This is a genomic window from Desulfovibrio gilichinskyi, assembly GCF_900177375.1.
Taxonomy (GTDB): Bacteria; Desulfobacterota; Desulfovibrionia; order Desulfovibrionales; family Desulfovibrionaceae; genus Maridesulfovibrio; species Maridesulfovibrio gilichinskyi.
In genome coordinates this window covers 14067-37376 of sequence record NZ_FWZU01000001.1, presented here as the reverse complement: position 1 = coordinate 37376, position 23310 = coordinate 14067, and the positions used below count along the sequence as shown (strand labels likewise).

The following is a 23310-nucleotide window of genomic DNA, read 5'->3' as shown; positions in this document are numbered from 1 at the left end:
ACTCCTGTGCAGAAATTTGATAATCTTGATGACTATATTGCCGACCTTGAATCTCAAAAGGCCAAAAGCCCCAATTGCAGTAACACACGCTACAACCTCGGAGTTGCTTACCTTTCCAAAAGAGACTTCATGGAAGCTGAGCGTGAATTTTTAGCCGCAATTGATGAATCCCCCAAAATGGCTGAAGCATATGTCCAGCTCGGCGGAATTGCTCTTCAACGTGATGACCTTAAAGGCTGCCTGAGCTATAACATCGCAGCAACACAGCAGCGTCCTTTCTTTGCAGTTCCTTGGGGTAACATCGGATTCGTATACATGCAGCAGGGTGATGTTGAAAAAGCTATTTCTGCTCTGAAACGCGCTATCAAATACGATCACAATTTTGTACAGGCTCTTGCGACACTCGGAAGTGCATACTACCATCAGGGTGAAATTGAAGATTGCATCGAAGTTTGCGAAAAAGCAGTAAAGCTTGCCGACACTTTCGGACCAGCATGGAACAATCTTGCTCTTTGCGCCGCAGATAAAGGCGATTACGCTAAAGCGATTGAATACACTGATAAAGCTATCGCAACCGGATTCGAGGTCCCTGCCGATTTTCTGGCTGAAGTGAATTCGCACCGTTAATTACGGCTTATAAAATATTCATAAAATGCCTTCTGCCCTTAATTGGGCGGAAGGTTTTTTATTTGCAGAACTTTTTTTTTAGAAGTAGAGTCAAACTCGAAAATCAGAACAATCTGTGCTATAGAATTTATGAAGAGATTGGTACCAATCATATTTTGACTGTAACCGCTAGAAAATACATCAAATGCAATCAAAAAAATCACTGGATTTTAAAACACAAGATAACGTTAGTAATCAGACTATACAAAAAAATCTTATGGCTCCATGCGGTCTTGATTGCTCACGATGCCTGAATTGCACAGGAGGAAGCGTGGCAATACATGCCCGCGCTATTGCAAAAACAATGGGTGATAATTTTCAAACTTATGCCGACCGTTTGAAAGATTTTAATCCTGCCATGAATGAGTATCCGGCATTCCGTTCTTTACTGGATTCTCTTGCAAGCCCGAAATGTGATGGCTGCCGTTCCGATAATAGAACATGCCTACCGTCATGCAAAGTTGCCGAGTGCGTACAGAAACAACACATTGAATTCTGTTTTGAATGCGATAAATTTCCTGACTGCGAAAAAACAGGACTGACAGGTGCTCTATTGGAACGATGGGAGAAAAATAATAAACTCATGAAAAGTATCGGCATCGATAAATATATTACAATGTCAGCAGAAAAACCAAGGTATCCTTAAATGCTGATTACATTTTTTTTACCATTACAATCTAGTAAAGATATTTAAAAATAATTCTTAACGGTTGTTTTTTTATATTTCTTTGATATTCTTCAGCTACATATAAAAACTTGGAGGACGAAATGTCACTCAGTAATCTTGCCGGACAACTAGCTCCACCTGAAATACTTGAAAATATACCTAAACTTGTATCAGCTTACTATACTATCAGACCGGACACGTCCGTCCATTCACAGCTGGTAGCTTTCGGTACATCCGGCCATCGCGGTTCTTCACTTGACGGTTCTTTTAATCAGGAACACATTTGGGCCATTGCGCAAGCTATATGCGAGTACAGAGCGTCAATGGGATACACGGGCCCCCTTTTCATAGGAAAAGACCCGCACGCACTCTCTGAGCCTGCACAGAGCTCCGCTCTTGAAGTATTTGCCGCCAACGGCGTCACCGTCTTTGTAAACGACAAAGGGTACACGCCGACTCCTGCAATTTCTCACGCTATTCTTGCTTATAACAAAGGCAGAAAAGACGGCTGGGCAGACGGAGTTGTAATCACACCGTCTCATAATCCTCCACGTGATGGCGGATTCAAATATAATCCACCGAACGGCGGCCCTGCCGGTACAACATCTACCAGCACTATTCAGAACAGAGCTAATGAAATTCTGAAAAACGGCCTTAAGGATATTAAACGTATCCCTCTGAACCGTGCATTTGCAGCAGATACAACCCATGAATATGATTTCGCAACTCCATATATTAACGATCTCGGTAATATCGTGGACATGGAAGCTATCGCAGCGGCAGGACTGAGCATCGGTGTTGACCCGCTTGGCGGAGCTGCTGTGGAATTCTGGGAACCTATCGCAGAAAGATACGGACTGAACCTCAGCGTAGTTAATAAAAAAATTGATCCGGCCTTCGCATTTATGCATGTGGATAAAGATGGAAAGATCCGTATGGACTGCTCTTCACCCTACGCAATGGCAGGGCTGATCGAACTTAAAGATAAATACGATATTTCCTTCGCCAACGATCCTGATACAGACAGACACGGCATTGTAACCAAAAGCCGCGGTCTTATGAATCCGAATCATTATCTGGCCGTGGCAATTGAGTACCTCTACACCAACAGACCGTTATGGAAAAAAGACCTGCTTGTCGGGAAAACTCTTGTTTCAAGCTCCATGATCGACCGGATTGCAAAATCAATAGACCGCAAGCTGATGGAAGTTCCAGTCGGGTTTAAATGGTTTGTTGAACCTCTTCTTTCAGGAGCATGCGGATTTGGCGGCGAAGAAAGTGCAGGAGCCTCTTTCCTCAGAAAAGACGGAACTGTCTGGACTACAGATAAAGATGGTATCATCATGAATCTTCTCGCAGCGGAAATTACTGCCAAGACTAATAAAGATCCAGGCGAACACTATACAGATCTTGAAAGTCAATTCGGACATCCTGTTTATAAAAGGGTTGATGCGCCGGCAACCTTGGAACAGAAAAAAGCTTTCAGCATACTGACTCCGGAAATGGTTAAGGCAAAAACTCTCGCAGGAGAACCCATTGAAGCCAGACTCACCACTGCCCCCGGCAACGGCGAATCTATCGGCGGTCTCAAAATTGTTACAAAAAACGGCTGGTTTGCTGCTCGCCCTTCCGGAACAGAATCAATATACAAAATCTACGCGGAATCATTTAAAGGATTGGCTCATCTCGTAGCTATTCAGGAAGAGGCCGGAAGAATTGTTAATGAAGCTTTTGAACAGGCTCTTAAATAAAAATAAACTTAAAATACAGTTCATAAAAAAAGGAGCATCCTTATTAATAAGGATGCTCCTTTTTCATTTATTTTTTTTAAAATTTACACAGCAGTTTCATTGCTCGTAATTGCTAATCCCTTAGCTCTGCCCTTACTTTTTCAATCTCAGCTGAAATTTGTTCCATGAGATTGTAGACAGCCTCGGAATCTTTACCAAGCACAGCTTTTTCCAATTGTACAGCAACTTCATATGCGCGCGTTGCACAGATAGCGGCGCAACTGCTTTTAAGAGTGTGAGCAATTCTTTTAACTATTTCAAAATCATTTTGGGTAAAAGCTTCTGAAATTTTCTTAATATCCTGCGGTGCTTCAATTATAAACATATCACAAAGCTCATGATAGAGATCTTCATCACCATGATACATTTTAACAGCCTTATCACTGTCAAGAACGGAACTGACATGGTCGTCCGACTGTGCTTGGGCGGGGAAACTATTTACATTAACAGTTTGAAAAATAACTTCTTTTAAATCTGAAAACTGAACAGGCTTGGCAATATAGTTATCCATTCCTACCTGCTCACACCGTTCTCTCACACCGGCCATAGCATGCGCGGACATTGCAATAATTGGAATATTTTTCTTTAATTCACCGGATTCACCGCTGCGAATGTGTTTTGCAGCTTCAAAACCGTCCATTTCGGGCATCTCAAGATCCATCAAAACAAGATCAACATTCATTACAGAAAGTCGTCTGACAGCGTCTAATCCGTTAGAAGCGACATACACACTATGCCCCATTTTTTTCAGAAGGCTTGAAGCAACCCTTACGTTGATCGGATTATCCTCAACAACTAAAATCCTATACGATTTTCTTAAATTATCTGAAGTCTTTCCACCTTCGTCTGAATTATCCAAAGTAATATTCGCAGGGTCACCACGTTTTAAAACTACATCAAAAGTAAATACGCTACCGTATCCTTCAGAACTTCTGACAGTGATGAAACCACCCATCATTTCCACAAGCTCGCGCGATATAGCCAGTCCCAAACCTGATCCACCGAACTTTCTTGTAGTGGAATCATCCGCCTGCCTGAAACTTTCAAAGATGAGAGCCTGCTTATCGTCAGGGATACCTATTCCAGTATCCCGTACAGAAATCTGCAGAGTAACGTTTTCTTTATCAGCAGTGCCGTCAAGGGCTGAAACTTGAACAAAAACTCCGCCCTGTTCAGTAAACTTTACAGAATTACCAACAAGGTTATAGAGAATCTGCTTAAGTCTGGCTTCATCCCCGCACACAATCTCAGGAACTTCTTCGTCAATATCAATATTAAGGATCAAACCGCGACCGAAGGCCTGAGGTTCCATACTTTTGACAATTCCGCGCAACGAATCATGAAGACGAAATTCTTTCATTTCAAGAGTAAGCATACGGGCCTCAACCTTTGAAAGATCCAGAATATCGTTTATCAATGTCAGTAACTGATTAGCAGAAAGCCGTACAATTTCTAAATTTTCAGCCTGTAGCTCTGTCAAGTCGGACCACAAAGTCAAATCAGTCATTCCGACTATGCCGTTTAACGGAGTTCTGATTTCATGACTCATCGAGGCAAGAAAACGTGATTTAAAACGGCTTGCTTCTTCAGCCGCATCGCGGGTTTTAATGAGTTCACGTTCCATTTCCTTGCGTGCGGTAATATCAATAAAAGAGGCCACAGCTCCACCGGATCTGCCACGCATGGGGGTCACTTCCAGCATATGCCAGAAACTTTCTCCATTTCCTTTACCCTCAATTGCAAACTCAAGTGAAAAACGCTCGGTATTGCCGCTTACAACCGCACCTACACCTTCAAATAATATATCGAGTTCGTTAACAAGACACCCTGATGAAGTTACGGCTTCACGAAAATCAAGTCCCTCAATCTCCGCTTCCGAGCGTCCCGGCGCAAACAAATCGCGCCACGAATCATTAGCGACAATCAACTTTTCATCCGTATCAAGAACCGCTATTTTAGCTGACATGGATGCCAAGACGGAACTGAGCTGTTCTTCTCTGGCAATTAATTTTTGATTAGCAACATCAAGTTGACGGGATTGGAGCAGTGTATTTTCATAAGTAGCAAGAAGTAGGTGAAAAACCTGCCCGAAATCGGCCTTAAGCGAATGTTTTTCACCGTGAAATTCAAAATCAACTTCCTGCATTATTCCACTATCAGAATCAAACGAACTCTGCTTGATAACAGATTCTATTCGAGAAAACAGAAAAGCTTCGTCATACGGTTTTGTTACAAAATTTGTTGCGCCGCTTTTAAGCCCCCTGACAATGTCACCAGGGTCGGAAAGACTTGTCAGCAATATAACCGGAACCGTTTTATGCTCCCTGTTACTGCGGATTTTTTCACACAGCTCATATCCGTCCATACCGGGCATAACAACGTCACTTATAACCAAATCTATTTTTTTATCACCAAGAATACGGAGAGCCTTCTCCCCGTCAGAAGCAAGAGATACACGAAAACCTTTTCCAAAAAGGAAATATTCAAGTTTTACGGCCTGAGTAAGGCTGTCTTCAACCACTAGAATATGATAATTACTCAAAGATTTTCTCCATAACTGTCGAGAATGTAACGGTTGATATCCTGTCCTATTTTTTCAAGAGGAAGTACAGACACGGCTGCACCTAACTTTACAGCTTCACCAGGCATTCCGAAAATGATTGAAGTTTCTTTATCCTGCGCAATCGTATACCCGCCATTGCGTCTGATTTCCAGCAACCCGTCCGCACCGTCACGCCCCATACCGGTAAGCAGAACTCCGACACCACCTTCTCCGAAATTTGCGGCAATGGAACTGAACAATTTAGCAATTGTAGGACGGATACCATTTACAGCAGGGTTTTGTAAAAGAATAACCCGTCTCTTAGATGACACCTGTATATGACTATCTTCGGGTGCGAAATAAATTACCCCTGCTTCTAAAATTTCATTTTGGGCAGCAATTTTTATATTATGCCCGGTCTTCTCGTGCAGCCAATTAACAAGACCTTCCAAAAAACCACTGGAAATGTGCTGCACAATCAGAACAGGCACAGGCAAGCTCTTTGGCAAATCAATCAGAACCTGCTTGAGAGCCTGCGGCCCTCCGGTCGAAGCACCTATACAGACAATTTTCGCCTTTGCATTTTTCATATTCTGCCGAAAATTTTTCATAGTTTCAGTATCTAGGTGTTCAACATTTTTCTGCACTCTATTCCGGCGACGGACAACCCTTACTTCGGACATCAAACGCACTGACATAATAATTTCATTCATCCGCTCACGAAAGAATTTATCATTTATAGACGGCTTGTTATGAAAAGCAAGTGCGCCGGTATCAAGCATTCTGAAACCTATTTCCGCATCGGAAGCACTGTACACAGCACTGATAATTACTATGGGAACAGGATTCTCTTCCATAATGCGTCTGGTTACCGCAAACCCGTCATGATCAGGAAGATTCACATCCATTGTCACAACATCAGGGTTTAATTCTTTAACCATCCTAAAAGCGGCTTCTCCGTCTTCAGCACACCCGACAACTTCTAAATCCGGCTCATTAGAAAAAAATTCCGAAAAAAAATTCCGGACAGAAGCTGAATCGTCAACAATTAAAATTTTAATCACTGCAACTCCACCTTAAAATTAAACAAATCAACGTACTGGATAATATATTGCATTTTAATAAATGCTTTGAAGTCACAATAAAAAGTAAACACTTGTCCAAAAAACTAAAAGCAAACTAAGCTAAACGTTGAATAACCTCAAGCAGATTACCTTGGTCAAAACTGGACTTAACTATATAAGCGTCCGCGCCAGCTTCAACACCTTTTTCGCGATGCTCGGCTGAACCTAACGACGTTACCAAAACTATGGGCAAATTCACACTGCCGGGCATTTTTCTAACCTCAGCAGTAAGAATAAAACCATCCATATGCGGCATTTCAACATCCGAGACAAGAATATCCGGCAGATCAGCTTTAATTTTATTAAGTGCATCAATACCGTTTACGGCAGTAACAACTCTATACCCGGCAGCCTCTAAAACATTTTTAAGAAGAGTCCGCGAAGTAATAGAATCTTCAGCAACAAGAACTGTTTTGACTTCCTTTTCTCCTTTCTGATGTGAAAAGGATTGAGCCTTTACGCCGGAACTTACACCGAAAGCAGTGCGAATCATATCAGGAGCATGCAAAATAGGCACTAATTTCCCTGAATCCAGCATACTGAATCCGGAAACATTGCGAACTCTTTTTAAAAGAGGGCCCATAGCTTTGGCCATGACATCATGTTCGCCATGCAGTTCATCCATACTGACTGCTACTGTATTTGATCCCTCTCCCATTATAAAAACCGGAAAGGTTTTTTTCTCAGATTTTCCAGAATCGAGTTCCAGAACATCAGAAAGATTAATGATGGGAATCGGCCTGTCTAAATAAAAAATAGTCTCTCTGCTGTTAACAGATTGAATATCTTCCTGCCTGACCAGTAAAACCTTTTTCACCCCCGATTTGGGAACAACAAACTTTTGCCCGCATGATTCAACAACAATCCCCCTAAAAGACGTTAAGGCAACGGGGATATTCAGAACAAAGGTTGTACCCTGCCCACAAACACTTGAAATGGTGATGCTTCCGCCTAAAGATTCAACCGTGTCACGAACTATTGCCATACCAAGACCTCTTCCTGAAAGGTCGGTAATTATCGCACTGGTAGACATTCCGGAAAGAAAAATCAACTCTGAAACAGATTGAGGATCCAGCTCAGAAGCCTCTTCTTTACTGATAATGCTCTGTTTTAATGCAAATTCTATTATTTTTTCTGAATTGATCCCCTGCCCGTCATCACCGATTACGACTTTAACAATATCGCGGTCACTTTGCGTAATATCAAACGAAATTTTACCGACAGCTGTTTTTCCTATCGCCAATCTATCCCTAGGAGATTCAATGCCGTGAGCAAGCGAATTTCGAACCATATGCATAAGAGGGTCATGAAGCATATCAAGAATTCTGCGGTCAATTCTAACATTTTCACCGCTGACACAAAATTCACATTGTCTACCTGTTTCCGCGCTGAGATTTCTGACAATTCGAGGGTAGTCTTCCAGTAAAGATGAAAATGGAAGCAGCATTGAATTTTTGAATTCACTTAAAAGAGTGTCTACTTTTGATGCCAGTTCCCACTGGGCTTTATGAGTTGCGGAGACCAGCAGGCTTAATCGCTTTGAAAAAGATTCAAGTTTCTGTTCCATCTTTACATAAAAATCAGCTTTGCTTTCATCAGCGCAGCTTTTAGCTTCGGCAATAATCACATTAATATTTTTTGAAAAATCTAAAAATTCACTGTTTAAAAAGGCAGCTTCCTGCGAACGCATTTTTTGAGAATTCCGCGAAAAAAGAAGCTCCTCAGTCTGCAATAGCAGCCCTGTAAGAAACGAAGAACTTATCCTGACAGTTTCAGACATGGACATTCTAGCCGTCGCGGCATGAGATTCAGTTGATCCTTCAGCAAACCTCCCCTCGTCCTTTACGCTATGATTTGGATCGGAACTATCACTTACACAACTGCCGGATTTTACTTTCGTCTCATCCGTACCATCTTCAGATGCGGGTGCATCAGTTGCAAAATCTGAAATTTGAGAATCAACAGAAATGGAAATAAGATCAGGAGATACAGTAAATTCCTTCATCTTTGCAATGGCTACAACCACAGGAGCGGAGGAAAGAGAAGCTTCTGAAGAGTCTTCCTTGTGAATAAGATTTTCAAGGATATCAAGCCAGCCTATCATCTGTCCGACCACATCCTTTGACGGGACAAGACTGTTCTTTTTGAGAACTGAAAAAAACGATTCTAAAGTCTGACAGAAAATCTCAACCGCTCCAAGTCCGACAGCTCTTGCCGCCCCTTTTAAACTATGGACTTCACGATATGACGACTCGACCAAGAGAGCCAAATCATTTGATTCTGCTCCTTTTTCCAATGCCATAAAATCTGAAGAAAGAACCTGAAGCCGTTCTCTACACTCACCTCTGAACGCACCAAGAAGTCTTTCGCGTAAATCTCCGTTTATCTGGGGCATCTATTATCCGAATAATTTGTAGATCTTACTATAGATCTGATTAAAAAATGCAAAAAATCATCTGAGGCTCATGGATCCGTTGACAACCTCGTTTACGATGAGTTCAGAGGCGTCCAAAAGCTTTACACCGTCAAGCACAACAACTTTCGCATTGATTGTTCCTACAGAAAACCTGTCAGAACCGGAATTTCCTGCTGCGCGCGGCTTGATATCATCATTTTGAACAGAAAAAACATCCGTAACTTCATCAATCAAAACAGCTAATTTCATTTCAGAAGAAGATAAAACAAGTACCTTTTTTACGGCGGCTAAAAAAGGTCGCTCAGGCCCGCCGGATAATCCAAGAAAAGCCCGTAGATCAATAACCGGACAGATATGACCGCGAACGCTTATCACTCCGGTAATAAAATCTGGAGTACACGGAACAGATACAATATCTTCTGTCTCCAATACTTCCTTCACTACGGATGTATCAAAAGCATAAGCATCCAGCCCCAGACTGAACTGAACATAGTCTTTGGAACGCCCTATCCTGGCAGCTTCAGCCCCAGCTTCATCCGAAGTTATCTTACGGGCAAGTTTTACAGCTCTTTCTTTAAGCAGTTCTTTGTCATTTTCTTGCCGGATATATTGCGCAGTATCATTCTTTTTCATAATTTTGCCATTGTTCAAATCATATTATTTTTTACGAGCTTTATCATTTCAGCAAGTCTTCCGGCGGTGGTTCCATCAGAATGCGGAACAGTAATATCCTTGTCAATTTTCCCGATTTCTTGCAAGGAAATGCTGAAATGACGCGCAGCAGCAGAATTATTCTTTTGAGACAAATAAATATTACCCAGAACAAAATGTGCCATAACAAACCTACTGTCCAAAAAAATTGCTTTACGCATCTCAGCTTGAGCTCCATCTAAATCGCCGTCAGACATTTTGATTTGCCCCAAAAGAAAATGAGGTGAAGGAGCAACACGGTCAGCTTCAATAGCTTTTTTGCACCAGTTCACAGCCTCATCCAGCAAACCGGAATCTGCCTTTATTTCCGCAACGGCAAGAAGGACCTCCGCGGCAACACTGCGCGGCAAATTACTATCAAGAGCTTTTTGCAGGCAAGACAAAGCCGCGGCGGAATTACCGCGTTTTCTAAGAGCTTGAGCCTCGTCAACAGGATTAAAAATCTTTGAATGTGAAGAATTCTCAAATGGAATCTCTACAGAATCAGATGAAACAAAAGGCTCCGCGAAATTAGGATAAGATAAATCAGGATCAGGGTGGCAAAAGGTAAAGTCATCACTTTCAATACTCAAATCATCTTCAAATTCAATCTCTTCTTCGATATCACTGTCTGGAAATTGATTTAATTTGTTATTGTAAAAATTATTCAGAGTTTCATTGTACTTTTTGGGACTGTATTTTTCATTCTTCCTGAAAATCAGGGTCGACCCTATATTTACAGGTTCAAATTTACCATAGGCCGTAATTAACGCTGATTCACTGGGAGTGACAACTAACCAGCCATCCCAATTAAGACTTCCCCAAATTTTATCCAGAACAAGCCGGACACCCTCTTCTGAAAAATAGATTAAGACATTCCGGCACAGAACTACATCCATGCCCCACAAATAAGAAGGTAGATTTTCGCCGATAAGGTTCAATCTGGAAAAACTGACCATGTCTTTAATTGTTTTATCTAACTGGAAAAAATTGGGATTGTAAGATTTGAAATAAGTTTCTTTAAAATTATTGGATTCTATCCGGAAAGACCATTTGCGATAATTTCCTTCAGCCGCTTTATATAAAGCTTCACTGTCAACATCGGTTCCGAATATTTCGGAGCGCACATTAGACCGGTGGCACATTATTGCAATAGAATAGGGTTCCTCCCCTGTAGCACAGGCCACAGACCAGACGCGGACGGCGCCAAATCTTCCGCTGCCCTTACCGTTTTTTTTAGGTAGAACATCCTGTTCTAAGGCATTAAGAGTTCCGGGATCACGAAAAAAATATGTTTCGCCGATGGTCAGTTGATTGACAAAAAGCTCAAAATCTTTTTCATCAACATGAGGCGACAGAAGATGATCGAGGCACTCTTCGGCTGATTTAAATTTACCTGTCGCATTTGTTACTTTTACAATTGCGGATTTCAAATCCTCCCACCTGTCGTGAGAAAATTTCAGACCGTAAATTCTTCTGACAAGCTGGGACAGAAGATCAATCTTATTATCAGCAAGAAAATCATTCATCCGAATCAATTTTTTCCTGTTCGTTCAGTGCGTCAAGAACTTCAAATAAAGTCTTTTCCTGTTCGTTGCTGAAAATGGAATTAAGATCCTGCATCAAGACAACATCATCCCCCAGCCCAGAAAAAGATTTCAAATAAAAAACACCGGGCCATATCTGATTTGAATCCTGCGACATTGCAGGAGGAATCTCAATAACATCATTTACTTCGTCTGCAAGAATGGCGATTTTCCTGTGGCCGAGCCTGCTGAAAATTAAACGGTCAGAAAGAATAACATCTCGTTCATCACTGCCTATCTTTCTGCGCACTCCGACAACCGGAACAATTGTTCCACCATCGTTTACAACTCCTAAAACAGGGTAAGGTGCATCAGGTACAGGCGTGAGTGAAACAGCCAACTCAACTTTATCTACAAGAAAAGAAGGAACAGCGAACTTGCAGGAGTCAACTTTAAATATAACGTAATCATTTTTGTTCATAGCCTATACCTCCACAACGATTCTAAGCAGCAACTTATAGTTGTCGTCAAAAAAGCTAATATAAACTCACTTTTCTTTTGAATGAGTTTTATCAAGTAATTTTTTATACTTTTGCATAACCCTGACAGCATATTCTTTTGATCGATCAGGAAGCTTATCCGGAGAGCCTGTATGATATGCACCGATTGCGCGCCAGTTATACCCGTACCGATCCAGACAATACCGCAAAATCCAGGCGCCGAGTCTGACATTTTCTTCAGGCTCAAGAGCTTTAGAAACATTCAGATCAAATTTTCTAAGCCAGAAAGAATTAACCTGCATCAAACCTATATCAAAACTTTTAATCTTATTTTTTTCCAGAATATCAAGGGCTTCTTCTTTTGATTCAGGATAAATGCTACGCCCTTCTATATTTAAAGCCCACGGGTTATAGCCGCTTTCATAATCAGCGATCGCGCGAAGTATTTCGGGTTGAAGGGCAAATTCCTGCGCTACCTGATTAAAAAGAGGAGGCACGGAGACATGCTCGCTGCTTCCTAATTTCACGCGTTGCTGAACATCATGCCTGAAAGTCTGAGAAAATTCTCTTTCTTTATTAATAGGAATAAACAAAAGGAACGTAATAGTACCGCATACAATAAGATATAATGCGATTAAAAATCTTGACACGGTCTTAAATTCTTGAGCGGACCTGCTCAGCCTCTGTATCTTTACCTTGAACTTCAAGAGCAGTGGCAAGAGTTTCCCAGAATTCCTCTTTACCCGGTTTAAGGGCTGCACTCTGACGGGCTAAAACCTCGGCAATCTGCGGATCTTCACCGCTTTCCAGATAAAGGCGGGCCAGCAGATTCATTGCATATGCATCATTATGATTGGCGTTAAGAGCCAGATGCAAATACTCGCGGGCTTTTTCCATATCCTGACGTGCGTAAGAAATTCTCGCCAGATGTCTCATGGTAAGAGAGTCACCTCCCTTAAGTTCAGAAGCCTTAAGATAAAACTGTTCCGCCTCATCAAGTCCGAGGTCATGCTCTGCAAGCACTCCGAGCCTTACAAGACTGAAAACATTGTCCGGTTCAAGCTTAAGACAACGTTCATAAGCATTTCTTGCTTCTTCACGATTCCCCAGCATCTGGCAGACCCACCCCAGATTATAAAGTGCCATTATATTACTGGGAGTTATTTCCAGAACCTGTTCAAACTGCTTACGGGCCTGCTCCGGCTTGCCAAGCTGTGCATAGCAGATCCCTAGAGAATTACGCGCTAAAATATTATCGGAATCAGCCAGAAGAGCCAATCTGAATTCTTCGACTGCTCCGTAAATATCACCATCGACGTAAAGCCTGTCCGCGGCGATATTGAGTGAAACAGAGTCAAACTGCGCGACCATAGGTTTTTCCATCATCATAGCATGATCGAGCCCCTTACGGCAGTTATCAAGTATTTCACTGCGCCTGTAATTCAGAAACGGGAAAGAAGCGACTCCAGCAGACAGAGCAATGTCAAAATCAGCTTCGCACTCTCTGACAAGTTTCAAAATCATTTCCATGACAGAATCAGAATCCTGCTTCGGGAAAAAATAAATCAGACTGTTCAGACTGTACCTTCCGCCGGTATGATCAACTTCAAAAATATTCTCAGCTCTTGATGCTATTTTTTGAACTTCCGCGTCGGTGATTTTTTGAAAATTTCCACCCTGATCAGTGACACCTGCTGCAAGCCTTAGCACGGCAACAGAAAACTTATCCATGTTTTGACGCAGGCGGCTGTATCGTCCGATAAATTCCTTATAACGGAAAAGACCTGTCACCATATCACGCTGAGGAGTTGCCGAAGTTTCAGGACCTGCCTGTGCATCAAAAAAGCTGTCTTTCTCGTCAAGCAGAGTCAGTCTGTCACCGGCCGTTACTGGCCACGCCGTATCACTTAAATGAAGAATTTCAGCAAACGCAATCTCTTCCTGAACTTCAATGATTACAACTTCGGCCTTATACATAGTAGGATAAGAACCGGAAATTCTTTCATCTTCAGTAAGTTTGGCCTGAGTACCGGACTGATAATCCGGAGACCATACGAGAAATCTTCCGCCCTCTCTGGCATCAACGCTCTGCCCGATGCTCAGCGCAATACGCTGCAGCGGAAGAACTTCAAGAACCTTCCCGCCCTTTTGTAAAATATCTGAATACGCGAAAACGCAATTTCGACCGAAATCTTTCGCAGTGGCAATGGCTTTAGCCGCCTTGCGCATTAGGATTCTACCCTGTTCTGCCGCGCTGCGCTTAAAATGGGGACCGGACAGACTTTGAGGATAATTTGCAAATCCTGCGCTGGTGCTTATTTTTAAGGTATCACCTGTCACAGGGTCCTCGACATGAAGCCGCTCGACAATTACCCGCATTTTTTCTGCAAGCTGTGCACAGACTTTGGGTCTGCCGTCAGGAATGAGAAATGCGAATTTATCTTCAAAAAGACGAGCACAGACAACTGATTCGAACGCAGCTTCGCTGACAGCTCTGCCGACTTCTGCTACGATAGAATCACCTAAAGTATAACCGTACCTATCATTGATTCGCTGGAAGTTATCAAGATCAAGAACAACTACTCCGACAGAACCGCTGAAAGTAGGAATTCCAGGATCTTTGCACCCCCTCGGGGCAGGCATCATGCAGTTTTGAATAAGATCCAACTCTTTAACAAGCTTAACCATGAAATGTTCACGGGTAGCCATTCCGGTAAGACCGTCTGTAATGGAGGTTTTATAGAGTAATATTTTTTCAAGCGCGCTTGTTGCCAACGCTTCCAGATATTGAGGCACAGTCTTAGGAGCTTTCAGGTTAATGCCTCTGGCGATGAAGTAGCAGAGATCACGACCTTGGAGCTTCAAAGGCAGCATCAGATGCTTTTCTTCCTGATTATAGCGCGTAACAAGGGGTTGCGGCGCGGCTCCACCTGCAGGCTTAGGAAAGTATAGACTGTAAGAGTCAAAAGGCAGAAACTCATTAATCAGATCCTTAAGCGTATGCTCATACCGGATCAGATCTTGCGGAGTCAGACATATTCCATCTTTAAAGAGGCTATCCTTGTTCATGGGAAATGCAATAACCCGCAAAGGGCTTCAATACAAGCAGCTATTTAAACAGTAAGGCAAAATATTTTTAAAATGTTATTTTTAGTCAAATAAAATGGTACTCAAACTCTGGACAGCTTAAACTGATGGTAGTAACTCGATTTTTCCGCATTTTAGTGTTTAGAAATTAATTTTAGTTTAAGCAACCTGCAAAAGGTAACCGAATATGATGATAATTATTACTGACCCTAAAGAACTGCAAAAAATGAGCATGGACCTGCGCCGGCAGGGAAAGACCATCGCATTGGTCCCTTCAATGGGATATTTTCATGAAGGCCATCTGACTTTGATGGAAGCGGCTAAAAAACGAGCTGACAAAGTTATCGTTTCGCTTTTCGTAAACCCCACACAGTTCGGCCCTGGTGAAGATTTAGACAATTATCCGCAAGACCTGAAAAGAGATGCAGACCTTGCCCGCGAAAAAGGTGTTGATATCCTTTTTACACCTCAAAAGAGCCAAATGTACTACCCTGACCATTCCACATGGGTGGAAGTGCCGGAACTGTCCGAAAATCTATGTGCAAAATCACGCCCGGTACACTTTCGCGGAGTGGCTACAGTTGTAACAAAACTTCTTATGACTGCACTGCCTGACATAGCTGTTTTCGGAGAAAAAGACTGGCAGCAGCTAGCTATAATTAAACGAATGGTAAGAGATTTAAACATTCCGGTCGAAATTGTCGGACATCCTATTGTCCGCAACGCAGACGGTCTGGCTTTAAGCTCCCGCAACATATACCTGACTGACGATGAAAAAAAACTTGCCCCTATGCTCCAGAAAGGACTAAGGACAATCAAAGAATCAGTCGATAAGGGTGAAAACGATGCCAAGGTACTCATAGGTAAACTTACGAAGTTCTATAATGAGATGATACCCGGCAGCGAAATAGACTATATACAGATAGTCCACCCAGAAAATATCTCAATAATTGATAAAGTTAACGGTCCGGCATTATGCGCTGTGGCTGTCCGCTTAGGAAAAGCAAGATTAATAGACAACTTGCTAATTAAAATGTAAGATTGAAGGCCTATTTGTTCATATTAATAAAAAATGAACCTAAAGCCTTATATTACGAAGAGTGTTAACGGAAAACGGTTCCGTTGAACTCGTTTTATTCACCTCAGGAGGAACTTTAATGATCAGCAGCAAAGGCAAGTACTTTTTTACCTCTGAATCCGTAACAGAAGGTCACCCGGATAAAGTGGCCGACCAGATTTCAGACTCAATCCTTGACGCCCTGTTAACACAGGACCCAAATGCACGAGTAGCATGTGAAACTCTGGTAACCACCGGTATGGCTTTTATCGCCGGTGAAATTACTACAAGCGGATATGCCGACTTTCAGGCAATAGTTCGCGATACTATCCGCGAAATCGGATACGTAAATTCAAACATGGGTTTTGACGCTGACACTTGCGCAGTTATATCTTCTATCGATAAACAGTCTGTAGACATCGCTCAGGGCGTTGACCGCAATTCCCCTGAAAGTCAGGGTGCCGGCGATCAGGGCATGATGTTCGGTTTCGCATGTAAAGAAACCGAAACTCTTATGCCTGCACCTATTTACTGGTCTCACCAACTTTCCCGCAAACTTGCTGAAGTCCGTAAAACCAAGGTTCTTGACTACCTTCGTCCTGACGGAAAAACAGAAGTATCCTTCGAATACTTTAACGGCAAACCTGTCCGCATTGCAGACGTTGTTATCGCAGCACAGCATGATGACGGAATCGAGCAGCAGCAGATTTACGACGACATCAAAAAACAAGTCGTCCTCGCAACTCTTCCTGCTGAAATGATTGATGAAAAAACCCACATTTACATCAACACCACAGGCCGTTTCGTAATCGGCGGTCCTATGGGCGACTGCGGCCTTACCGGTCGTAAAATCATCAATGACACATACGGCGGAATGGGTAACCACGGCGGTGGTGCTTTCTCAGGAAAAGACCCGTCCAAAGTTGACCGCTCCGGTGCATACATGGCCCGCTACATTGCCAAAAACATCGTAGCTGCAGGACTTGCAGAACGTGCTGAAGTTCAGGTTGCTTACGCTATCGGTGTAGCAGAACCAGTATCCGTTCTTGCAACATCTCACGGAACCGGCGAAGTTTCCGATGAAGTTTTGACTAAAGCAGTCAAAGACGTATTCGACCTGCGCCCATGGTACATTTCACAGAGACTTGATCTCAGACGTCCTATTTATAAAGATACCGCTTGTTACGGTCACTTCGGCCGCAACAACCCTAACTTTACCTGGGAAAAAACCGATGCAATAGCTGACCTCAGAACCGCCTGCAAAATCTAGCAGCAATCTGAATTCACTTTGTTTTGAAGATCCCCGGAAACCGTTTTGGTTTTCGGGGATTTTTTACACTTGAGGGTCTGGCTCGAACCATGTAAAGGACTCCTTACAAATTGAAAAATAAGCGAGGAATAACATATGAGTGCTCTTAAAGTTTCAGAAGTCACAGCAACTCCGGAATTTAACATATTCTATTTTGCAGAATTAAACGGTTCCACCCGCATTGAACAATCCCTCATGGAAAGCCTTGAAAAATATTGGAACCAGTGGCTGCCCCACCTTAAAGCTTACAAACTTGAAAAACCTGCAGGCGGAAAAGGAACTGATTTTCTGCTGTTATATCTTGAAAAAGAAGTTGAAGACGCAGTCGAAGAAATCTGGCAGGAAACTCCTACCGAAGGACTTGCTCATCACAACCTTGCAATAACACTGATCATGTCCGCGGCGCAGAGTCTGCTTCCAGAACTGGAAGAAGGTAAATGTGCTCCGCTTCCTAAACCTGGAGAAGCAGTGCTCGACACATTCAAATCACTTGGACTGGAATGGAATCAGGAAGGAACTGTAAACAGGCAGTACGCTGTATTCACTCCTCACCCTTATTCCGGCGGATGTGAAGTGTGTTACCTTGAAGAACATTGCCCGAAGAGCAAACTACGCAAATAATAGATCTTTAAGCAGCATATTTTCAAAAAAGAACCCCGCCGGAACAATTGTTCCGGCGGGGTCTTCTTTAACAATATAACGATAGACTAATCTGTAAAAGCGACTGATTGCAGGAGAGTTCTTTCGCCGAAAAACTCATTGATCTTTTCACGTTCCGAAGAAAGAATCTGCATTTCCGAAAGCCCGATATCACCGGCCACTCCGCCATACATTTTAAGAGCCTGATCAATAAACTCGGCTTCGACGAAACAACCGTTCAGTGCATAAGTACGCCCATCCCACCTAAGCTTAATCTTTATCAGAGGATTACGTGTACCCGGTTCTGAAACAAGATTCCCTGTACGGACCAGAGTATCCCGAACATTTTGCTTAAGCATTACACTGAATCTGCTTAAATGTTCTGTAAATGAAGGCTCGAAAGCCACATAATAATAGGGGTCGACCTTTAACGCGATTGACTTGCCGGGAATATTAAAAATAAAAGGACTTTCAGCAAAAGCCTTGCCAAGTCCCTTTTGCAGCCTGTCTATGCGAGTCTGATAATCTTGTAAGGACATTGAACAATCCCCCTTTGAAAATCCTAATACATCAAATTAACCAGTATTTCAAAGTATTTTACTCTCTGAAAGCCTGTTTCATCAGATGATTTCCAAGTCCGCCCAGATCTTTCGGAGTGTAGCCGAACACATCCTGCCAATTTTCGGTCGATTCCATGCAGAAATATATCTGCTTATCCATCCCATGTTTACGAAGTCTATCAACTATAAACTTAAATTGACGCACTCGCAGCGGCCTGAGCAAACGCATCTTATTATCATTGCCGATAATAAATTCATCAAAAATATAAGTTGTTTCAGGGAAATTACGTTCAATTATGGGTTTTAAATGGGGCATATGCCTGAAAGACCCCATGCTCAAATAAGCAATGTTTTCAGGTTTCAGATAATCAAATATCATATCAACAATTTCAGCATACCCTTCACGCCAACCGTCAAAACGAATAATCGGATCGAAATGCAGACACACTTTAAATCCTGCGTCAGCGCAGACTTTTGCGGCTTCAAGCCTTTCCTTCAGCGTTGATACGCCGAATTCTTCATGCTCATTAATAAAAGGTGCATTGAGTGACCACGCAGGCAGAACTCTGTCAGTTCTTTTAACGCTGTCCATCCACGAAAGGTCAATCACCTTAGATTTTAGTTCAAGGCAGACATTGGGATAATCACCCAGAAATTTAACAAGATCGCGGCTATATCCGGTGACAGCTTCAAGGGCCAGCGAGTCTGTGAATTCTCCGGTTCCGACACGGAATCTGGCCCCGGTATCAGCGGAAAAAGCTTTACCCAGTTCAGCAAAAAGATCTTCCTGATTAGCCCATACTTTCAAAACTTTGTCCTGAAAATATGCCTGCAAAATGCAATAGGAACAGGCCATCGGGCAGTTTTCGCCGATATGAATAATGCGATATCCGCAACAATGATAATAACTTGTGCCGGGGCAAAAACGCAGAAATTTCCCTTTGTACTCTTTAAGGTAAAGTGACTGCCCTTCGCCGAGTGATCCATGAGGAAAGTTTTCAGGATCGACAATTTCAATCGGGAGATCAGGAAGACGTCCCGTAACTCTCTCTGTCAAAGGAGCGTCTGCCATAGTCCGGTCTACATAAATTTTTTCAATTCCCGCAAGGTGTGATGGAATATGTATTTTATTCTCCATTACTTTTCCCTGCCGATTTCAAAAAGCTTACCCCAACCGTCTGACTTCTGAATAGAATTCAAATCTTCAACAGCCTTTTGCAGAACTTCCCGCGACTTGAAACGGGTTTGAAGCAGAACTTCACCTGTTTCAAAATTACCGACGGATTCAACCCGCCATTTTGTACCGGCGCAAATTTCAGAGACAATTGTTTCCTGAGTTTTAAGAAGCTTACTATATTCTGGAGAACGAAGCTGTTTTGCCGCCTTACAAAGACGCGCAACACCATCTTTAGGAGATTCGTTTTCCTTTGCAGGAGAAAGCTCATGCTCTGAAATTAGAACCGCTACAGATTTTTTATCTCTTCTGGATGTTTCATAAAGCCATGTTAAGAAATTTACAGCATTTGAACGGGACCAGCCTAATTTTTCAAAATAAGGCAGAACCGCTTTTTTATCATCAGCTGAAAGTTTTGATAAGATTGACACCGCCGCAAGAGGGAAATTACCGGACTTAAGGATATCATCAAACTCCTGCGGCAAAGACAGCCATTCGAGCCAGAGTTTCAGATCTCTATCCTTGAATTTTATACCTAATAGAGGTGCGACTCGTTTGGACAGTTCTTCTTCGGATACACGATTATGAAAAAATCTGAAAACAGTCAGTTTAAGAGCATCATCTATGACCCGTGTCCGGTTCTCTTCCATATGAACAAATGCCCGTGAAATATCTTCTCTGGCGTCCACAAAAACACCCGACACGTTCAGGCCCAGCCTTTCAGCTGCAAGAACCCTTGATCGTCCGGCAACAAGAACAACTTTATTTCCATTCTTTGCGAGAAGAACAGGTGCAAGCTGTCCCACTGTTTTTATAGAACTGATAAACTCTTCATCAAATAGAGAAGGATAAAGCAGCCAGCTACCGGAACAGTCTATTTCGTCCGGGTCAAAACTGTATATTTGAGCATCAGTCACTATAAGAACCTCCGAATAAAATCATTATTTTTTTTCTTGTTTAACGGGCATCTGCAAAACAACATTCATTAATTCTCTGTGCTTGACATGTTGGCAATGGTGTCACAATATGTGCTAACCATTGTAAAAGTATAAGTTGCACAATCGTACTGGGAGCAGGGACTTTTATCCCGGCTAATTGAACATTCAGAGAAACGGAGTTGTGAATGTCTGAAGCCTTGAAGAACCAACGGACTTATGCACTTGTAGGCCATAGCGGTTGTGGTAAAACATCGACCGCAGAAATGCTACTTTTTAACACAGGCGTAATTGATCGTCTCGGCAAAATCGAAGAAGGAACAACATCCCTCGATAACGAGCCTGAAGAAACTAAACGCCGCGGATCAATTCAACCGGGATTTGCCGGTTACAAATGGAAGAAAAACAACCACTACCTTATTGATACTCCGGGTGATCCAAATTTTTGCGGAGATCTTCCATACACTTTGACAGCATCTGACGGTGTTATCTTTACCATCGACGCAGTGGACGGAGTCAAGCCTCTTTCCCGCAAAATATGGGCGGCAGTTGAAAAAGCTGCACTTCCTGCAATAATTTTTATCAATAAAATGGACCGTGATCGAGCAGATTTTGACGCCGCGTTCAACAGCCTGAACTCTTCGCTCGGTATCAGCCCCGTACTGCTCCAGTATCCAATAGGAAGCAAGGAAAATTTTAAAGGGTTTGTGGATATGCTTTCCGGCACAGCATATATGTTCGAAGAAAACGGTAAGGTCGCCAAAAGCGATATTCCTGACGACCTTGCAGAAGAAATTGAAATTCTACGCGAAACCATGATTGAAAACATCGCCGAAAGTGATGAAAACCTCATGGAAAAATATCTTGAAATAGGCGAACTGACCGCTGAAGAAGTTACTGAAGGGCTCTCTTCAGGTGTAAAAAACCGTACAATCTTCCCTGTTTGTTTAGGTTCAGCTCTTGAAAACAAAGGGGGATCTTTCTTACTGGATATGGTTCAAACCTATCTGCCCTCTCCGCTTGAACACGCTGACTGGCAAGCAGAAGACGGTTCAACCAGAGCGTCTTCGCCTGATGCACCTGTTGCATGCTTTGTTTTCAAAACTCTGGCAGACCCGTTTGCCGGACAACTCACAGTCTGCCGCGTTTTATCAGGAACTGTAACCGGAGACCTGACCCTGACAAATCCCGGAAGAGATTCCAAAGAAAGACTCGGAACAATTCAATTGCTTAACGGAAAAGAACAGCGTGCTGTTAAAGAACCTGTCGGACCTGGAGCAATCATAACCCTTGCCAAGTTAAAAGAAACTTTCACCGGAGACACTCTTTGTGACGAGAAAAACCGGTTTGAACTTAAAAAGCCTAAAGTAGCTCCGCAACTTATAACCTTTGCACTTGCTCCTGCAGAAAAAGGTGACGAAGATAAGGTTTTCCAAGCCATTATGAAGCTTCTCGTTGAAGATATCAATTTAACACTTTCCCGTGACGGTGAGTCTGGAGACATTCTCCTTTCCGGCATGGGGCAGAATCATATTGAAATTTCAGTTGAAAAGGCAAAACGTCGCTATAAGACTGACATAATTTTAAAAACACCGAAAGTTCCTTACCGCGAGACAATTAAAGGATCAGCGGAAGTTCAAGGGCGTTATAAAAAACAGTCAGGTGGTCGCGGACAGTTCGGAGACTGCTGGATAAAACTTGAACCGCTACCTAAGGGTACAGGATATAAATTTGTTAATGCAATTGTCGGCGGCGTAATCCCTAAGCAATACATTCCTGCGGTTGATAAAGGCGTTCAGGAAGCTGCAACAAGAGGAGTACTGGCAGGTGCGCCGATTATCGATTTTCAGGTCACCCTTTACGACGGATCATACCACGCTGTTGATTCGTCTGAAATGGCATTCAAAGTTGCGGGGTCCATGGCTTTCAAAAAAGCATGTGAAGCTGCCGGGGTAACCCTGCTTGAACCGATTATGAATATTCTTGTTGAAGCTCCGGATGAATTCATGGGAGATATCATAGGAGATCTTTCAAGTCGCAGAGGGAAAGTCCTAGGATCAGGGTCAACTGCCGGAATAACTGAAGTTAAAGCCCATGTGCCGATGTCGGAAATTCTACAATATGCACCGGACCTGCGCTCTATGACCGGAGGACAGGGGACATTCACCATGGAGTTTTCTCATTATGAAGAATGCCCATCCCAGATAGCTGAAAAAATTATATCTGAATATGATTCTCCTGTTGAGGATTAACGAAGATCAAAATTGATTCTAATAGCCTTTATGAACCCTCTTAAAACGGGTTGACGGTTTCAAATTGTTATTGTCAGGCTGTGAGGTTAACCTCACAGCCTTTTTTATGAGCACCCTTTATTTCATTATACGGCAAGGGCTTTACACTCCTAACTTTTTCTTTTTAAGATCTGCTCTTGTTTCCCGTGCTAAATTACACTATCAAGTTAGTGGTTAAAGAACGCAAAGCTCCAAAACGTAGTTTTTTGAATTTAATAAACTTTTAACACTAAATATTTAACGATAACAAAATGCTAAGACTTATATATTTCTACTTACTATTTTTCCCGCTGACTATTTTTTACTCCCTCGTAATCATTTTTTCTAAAACTCAAAA

18 protein-coding genes are annotated in these 23310 nt (G+C 42.5%); 7 read left to right on the top strand and 11 right to left on the bottom strand.

Going from position 1 to position 23310, the window contains the following annotated elements:
- Positions 1-6: 6 nt before the first annotated feature.
- The 3 genes from B9N78_RS00165 to pgm all read left to right on the top strand — a co-directional run bounded on the left by B9N78_RS00165 (position 7) and on the right by pgm (position 3084).
- A complete protein-coding gene (locus B9N78_RS00165) occupies positions 7-627 on the top strand; it encodes a tetratricopeptide repeat protein (RefSeq protein WP_085096592.1) in 621 nt (206 codons plus the stop codon).
- 184 nt (positions 628-811) lie between these two features.
- On the top strand, positions 812-1312 hold the full coding sequence (locus tag B9N78_RS00160; RefSeq protein WP_085096589.1) for a DUF3795 domain-containing protein: 501 nt from the start codon (positions 812-814) through the stop codon (positions 1310-1312).
- Between the two features lie 122 nt (positions 1313-1434).
- Positions 1435-3084 (top strand): phosphoglucomutase (alpha-D-glucose-1,6-bisphosphate-dependent), encoded by a 1650-nt coding sequence (pgm, locus tag B9N78_RS00155; protein ID WP_085096586.1) that lies wholly within the window; start codon positions 1435-1437, stop codon positions 3082-3084.
- A 112-nt stretch (positions 3085-3196) separates the two neighbouring features.
- Here pgm and B9N78_RS00150 read toward each other — a convergent pair whose 3' ends face one another.
- The 8 genes from B9N78_RS00150 to B9N78_RS00115 all read right to left on the bottom strand — a co-directional run bounded on the left by B9N78_RS00150 (position 3197) and on the right by B9N78_RS00115 (position 14990).
- Positions 3197-5665, bottom strand: coding sequence for a response regulator (locus B9N78_RS00150; protein WP_085096583.1), 2469 nt, complete (start codon positions 5663-5665; stop codon positions 3197-3199).
- Positions 5662-6729: a chemotaxis-specific protein-glutamate methyltransferase CheB gene (gene cheB / locus B9N78_RS00145; protein ID WP_085096580.1), complete on the bottom strand. Its 1068-nt coding sequence runs from the start codon at positions 6727-6729 to the stop codon at positions 5662-5664. Before cheB ends, B9N78_RS00150 begins: the two co-directional genes overlap by 4 nt.
- A gap of 115 nt (positions 6730-6844) precedes the next feature.
- Positions 6845-9184, bottom strand: a complete 2340-nt coding sequence (locus tag B9N78_RS00140; protein WP_085096577.1) for a hybrid sensor histidine kinase/response regulator — start codon at positions 9182-9184, stop codon at positions 6845-6847.
- A 57-nt stretch (positions 9185-9241) separates the two neighbouring features.
- Complete coding sequence (locus B9N78_RS00135) at positions 9242-9838, bottom strand: chemotaxis protein CheW (RefSeq protein WP_085096574.1); 597 nt, start codon at positions 9836-9838, stop codon at positions 9242-9244.
- 14 nt (positions 9839-9852) lie between these two features.
- Positions 9853-11424, bottom strand: coding sequence for a CheR family methyltransferase (locus B9N78_RS00130; protein ID WP_085096572.1), 1572 nt, complete (start codon positions 11422-11424; stop codon positions 9853-9855).
- Positions 11417-11902: a chemotaxis protein CheW gene (locus B9N78_RS00125; RefSeq protein ID WP_085096569.1), complete on the bottom strand. Its 486-nt coding sequence runs from the start codon at positions 11900-11902 to the stop codon at positions 11417-11419. The genes B9N78_RS00130 and B9N78_RS00125 overlap by 8 nt, the downstream gene beginning before the upstream one ends.
- Before the next feature lie 66 nt (positions 11903-11968).
- Positions 11969-12571 (bottom strand): lytic transglycosylase domain-containing protein, encoded by a 603-nt coding sequence (locus B9N78_RS00120; protein WP_085096566.1) that lies wholly within the window; start codon positions 12569-12571, stop codon positions 11969-11971.
- Between the two features lie 4 nt (positions 12572-12575).
- Positions 12576-14990 carry a GGDEF domain-containing protein gene (locus tag B9N78_RS00115; protein ID WP_245805426.1) on the bottom strand — a complete coding sequence of 805 codons (2415 nt, stop codon included), beginning with the start codon at positions 14988-14990 and terminating at the stop codon, positions 12576-12578.
- 208 nt (positions 14991-15198) lie between these two features.
- On the opposite strand from B9N78_RS00115, the gene panC reads away from it, so the two are divergent.
- The 3 genes from panC (at position 15199) to B9N78_RS00100 (ending at position 17995) form a co-directional block, all read left to right on the top strand.
- Positions 15199-16047, top strand: coding sequence for a pantoate--beta-alanine ligase (panC, locus tag B9N78_RS00110; RefSeq protein ID WP_085099181.1), 849 nt, complete (start codon positions 15199-15201; stop codon positions 16045-16047).
- 118 nt (positions 16048-16165) lie between these two features.
- Positions 16166-17335: a methionine adenosyltransferase gene (gene metK / locus B9N78_RS00105; RefSeq protein WP_085096560.1), complete on the top strand. Its 1170-nt coding sequence runs from the start codon at positions 16166-16168 to the stop codon at positions 17333-17335.
- Between the two features lie 135 nt (positions 17336-17470).
- Positions 17471-17995, top strand: coding sequence for a hypothetical protein (locus B9N78_RS00100; protein ID WP_085096557.1), 525 nt, complete (start codon positions 17471-17473; stop codon positions 17993-17995).
- Between the two features lie 86 nt (positions 17996-18081).
- On the opposite strand, the gene B9N78_RS00095 is transcribed toward B9N78_RS00100, so the two are convergent.
- Genes B9N78_RS00095 through B9N78_RS00085 form a run of 3 tightly spaced genes read right to left on the bottom strand, consistent with a single transcriptional unit; the run spans position 18082 to position 20664 of the window.
- Positions 18082-18552 (bottom strand): hypothetical protein, encoded by a 471-nt coding sequence (locus B9N78_RS00095; protein ID WP_085096554.1) that lies wholly within the window; start codon positions 18550-18552, stop codon positions 18082-18084.
- A 58-nt stretch (positions 18553-18610) separates the two neighbouring features.
- Positions 18611-19711, bottom strand: a complete 1101-nt coding sequence (locus tag B9N78_RS00090; protein WP_085096552.1) for an SPL family radical SAM protein — start codon at positions 19709-19711, stop codon at positions 18611-18613.
- Positions 19711-20664, bottom strand: coding sequence for a ParB N-terminal domain-containing protein (locus tag B9N78_RS00085; protein ID WP_085096549.1), 954 nt, complete (start codon positions 20662-20664; stop codon positions 19711-19713). The genes B9N78_RS00090 and B9N78_RS00085 overlap by 1 nt, the downstream gene beginning before the upstream one ends.
- A gap of 206 nt (positions 20665-20870) precedes the next feature.
- Here B9N78_RS00085 and fusA point away from each other — a divergent pair, with 206 nt between their 5' ends.
- Positions 20871-22934, top strand: coding sequence for an elongation factor G (gene fusA, locus B9N78_RS00080; RefSeq protein ID WP_085096546.1), 2064 nt, complete (start codon positions 20871-20873; stop codon positions 22932-22934).
- Positions 22935-23310 lie beyond the last annotated feature (376 nt).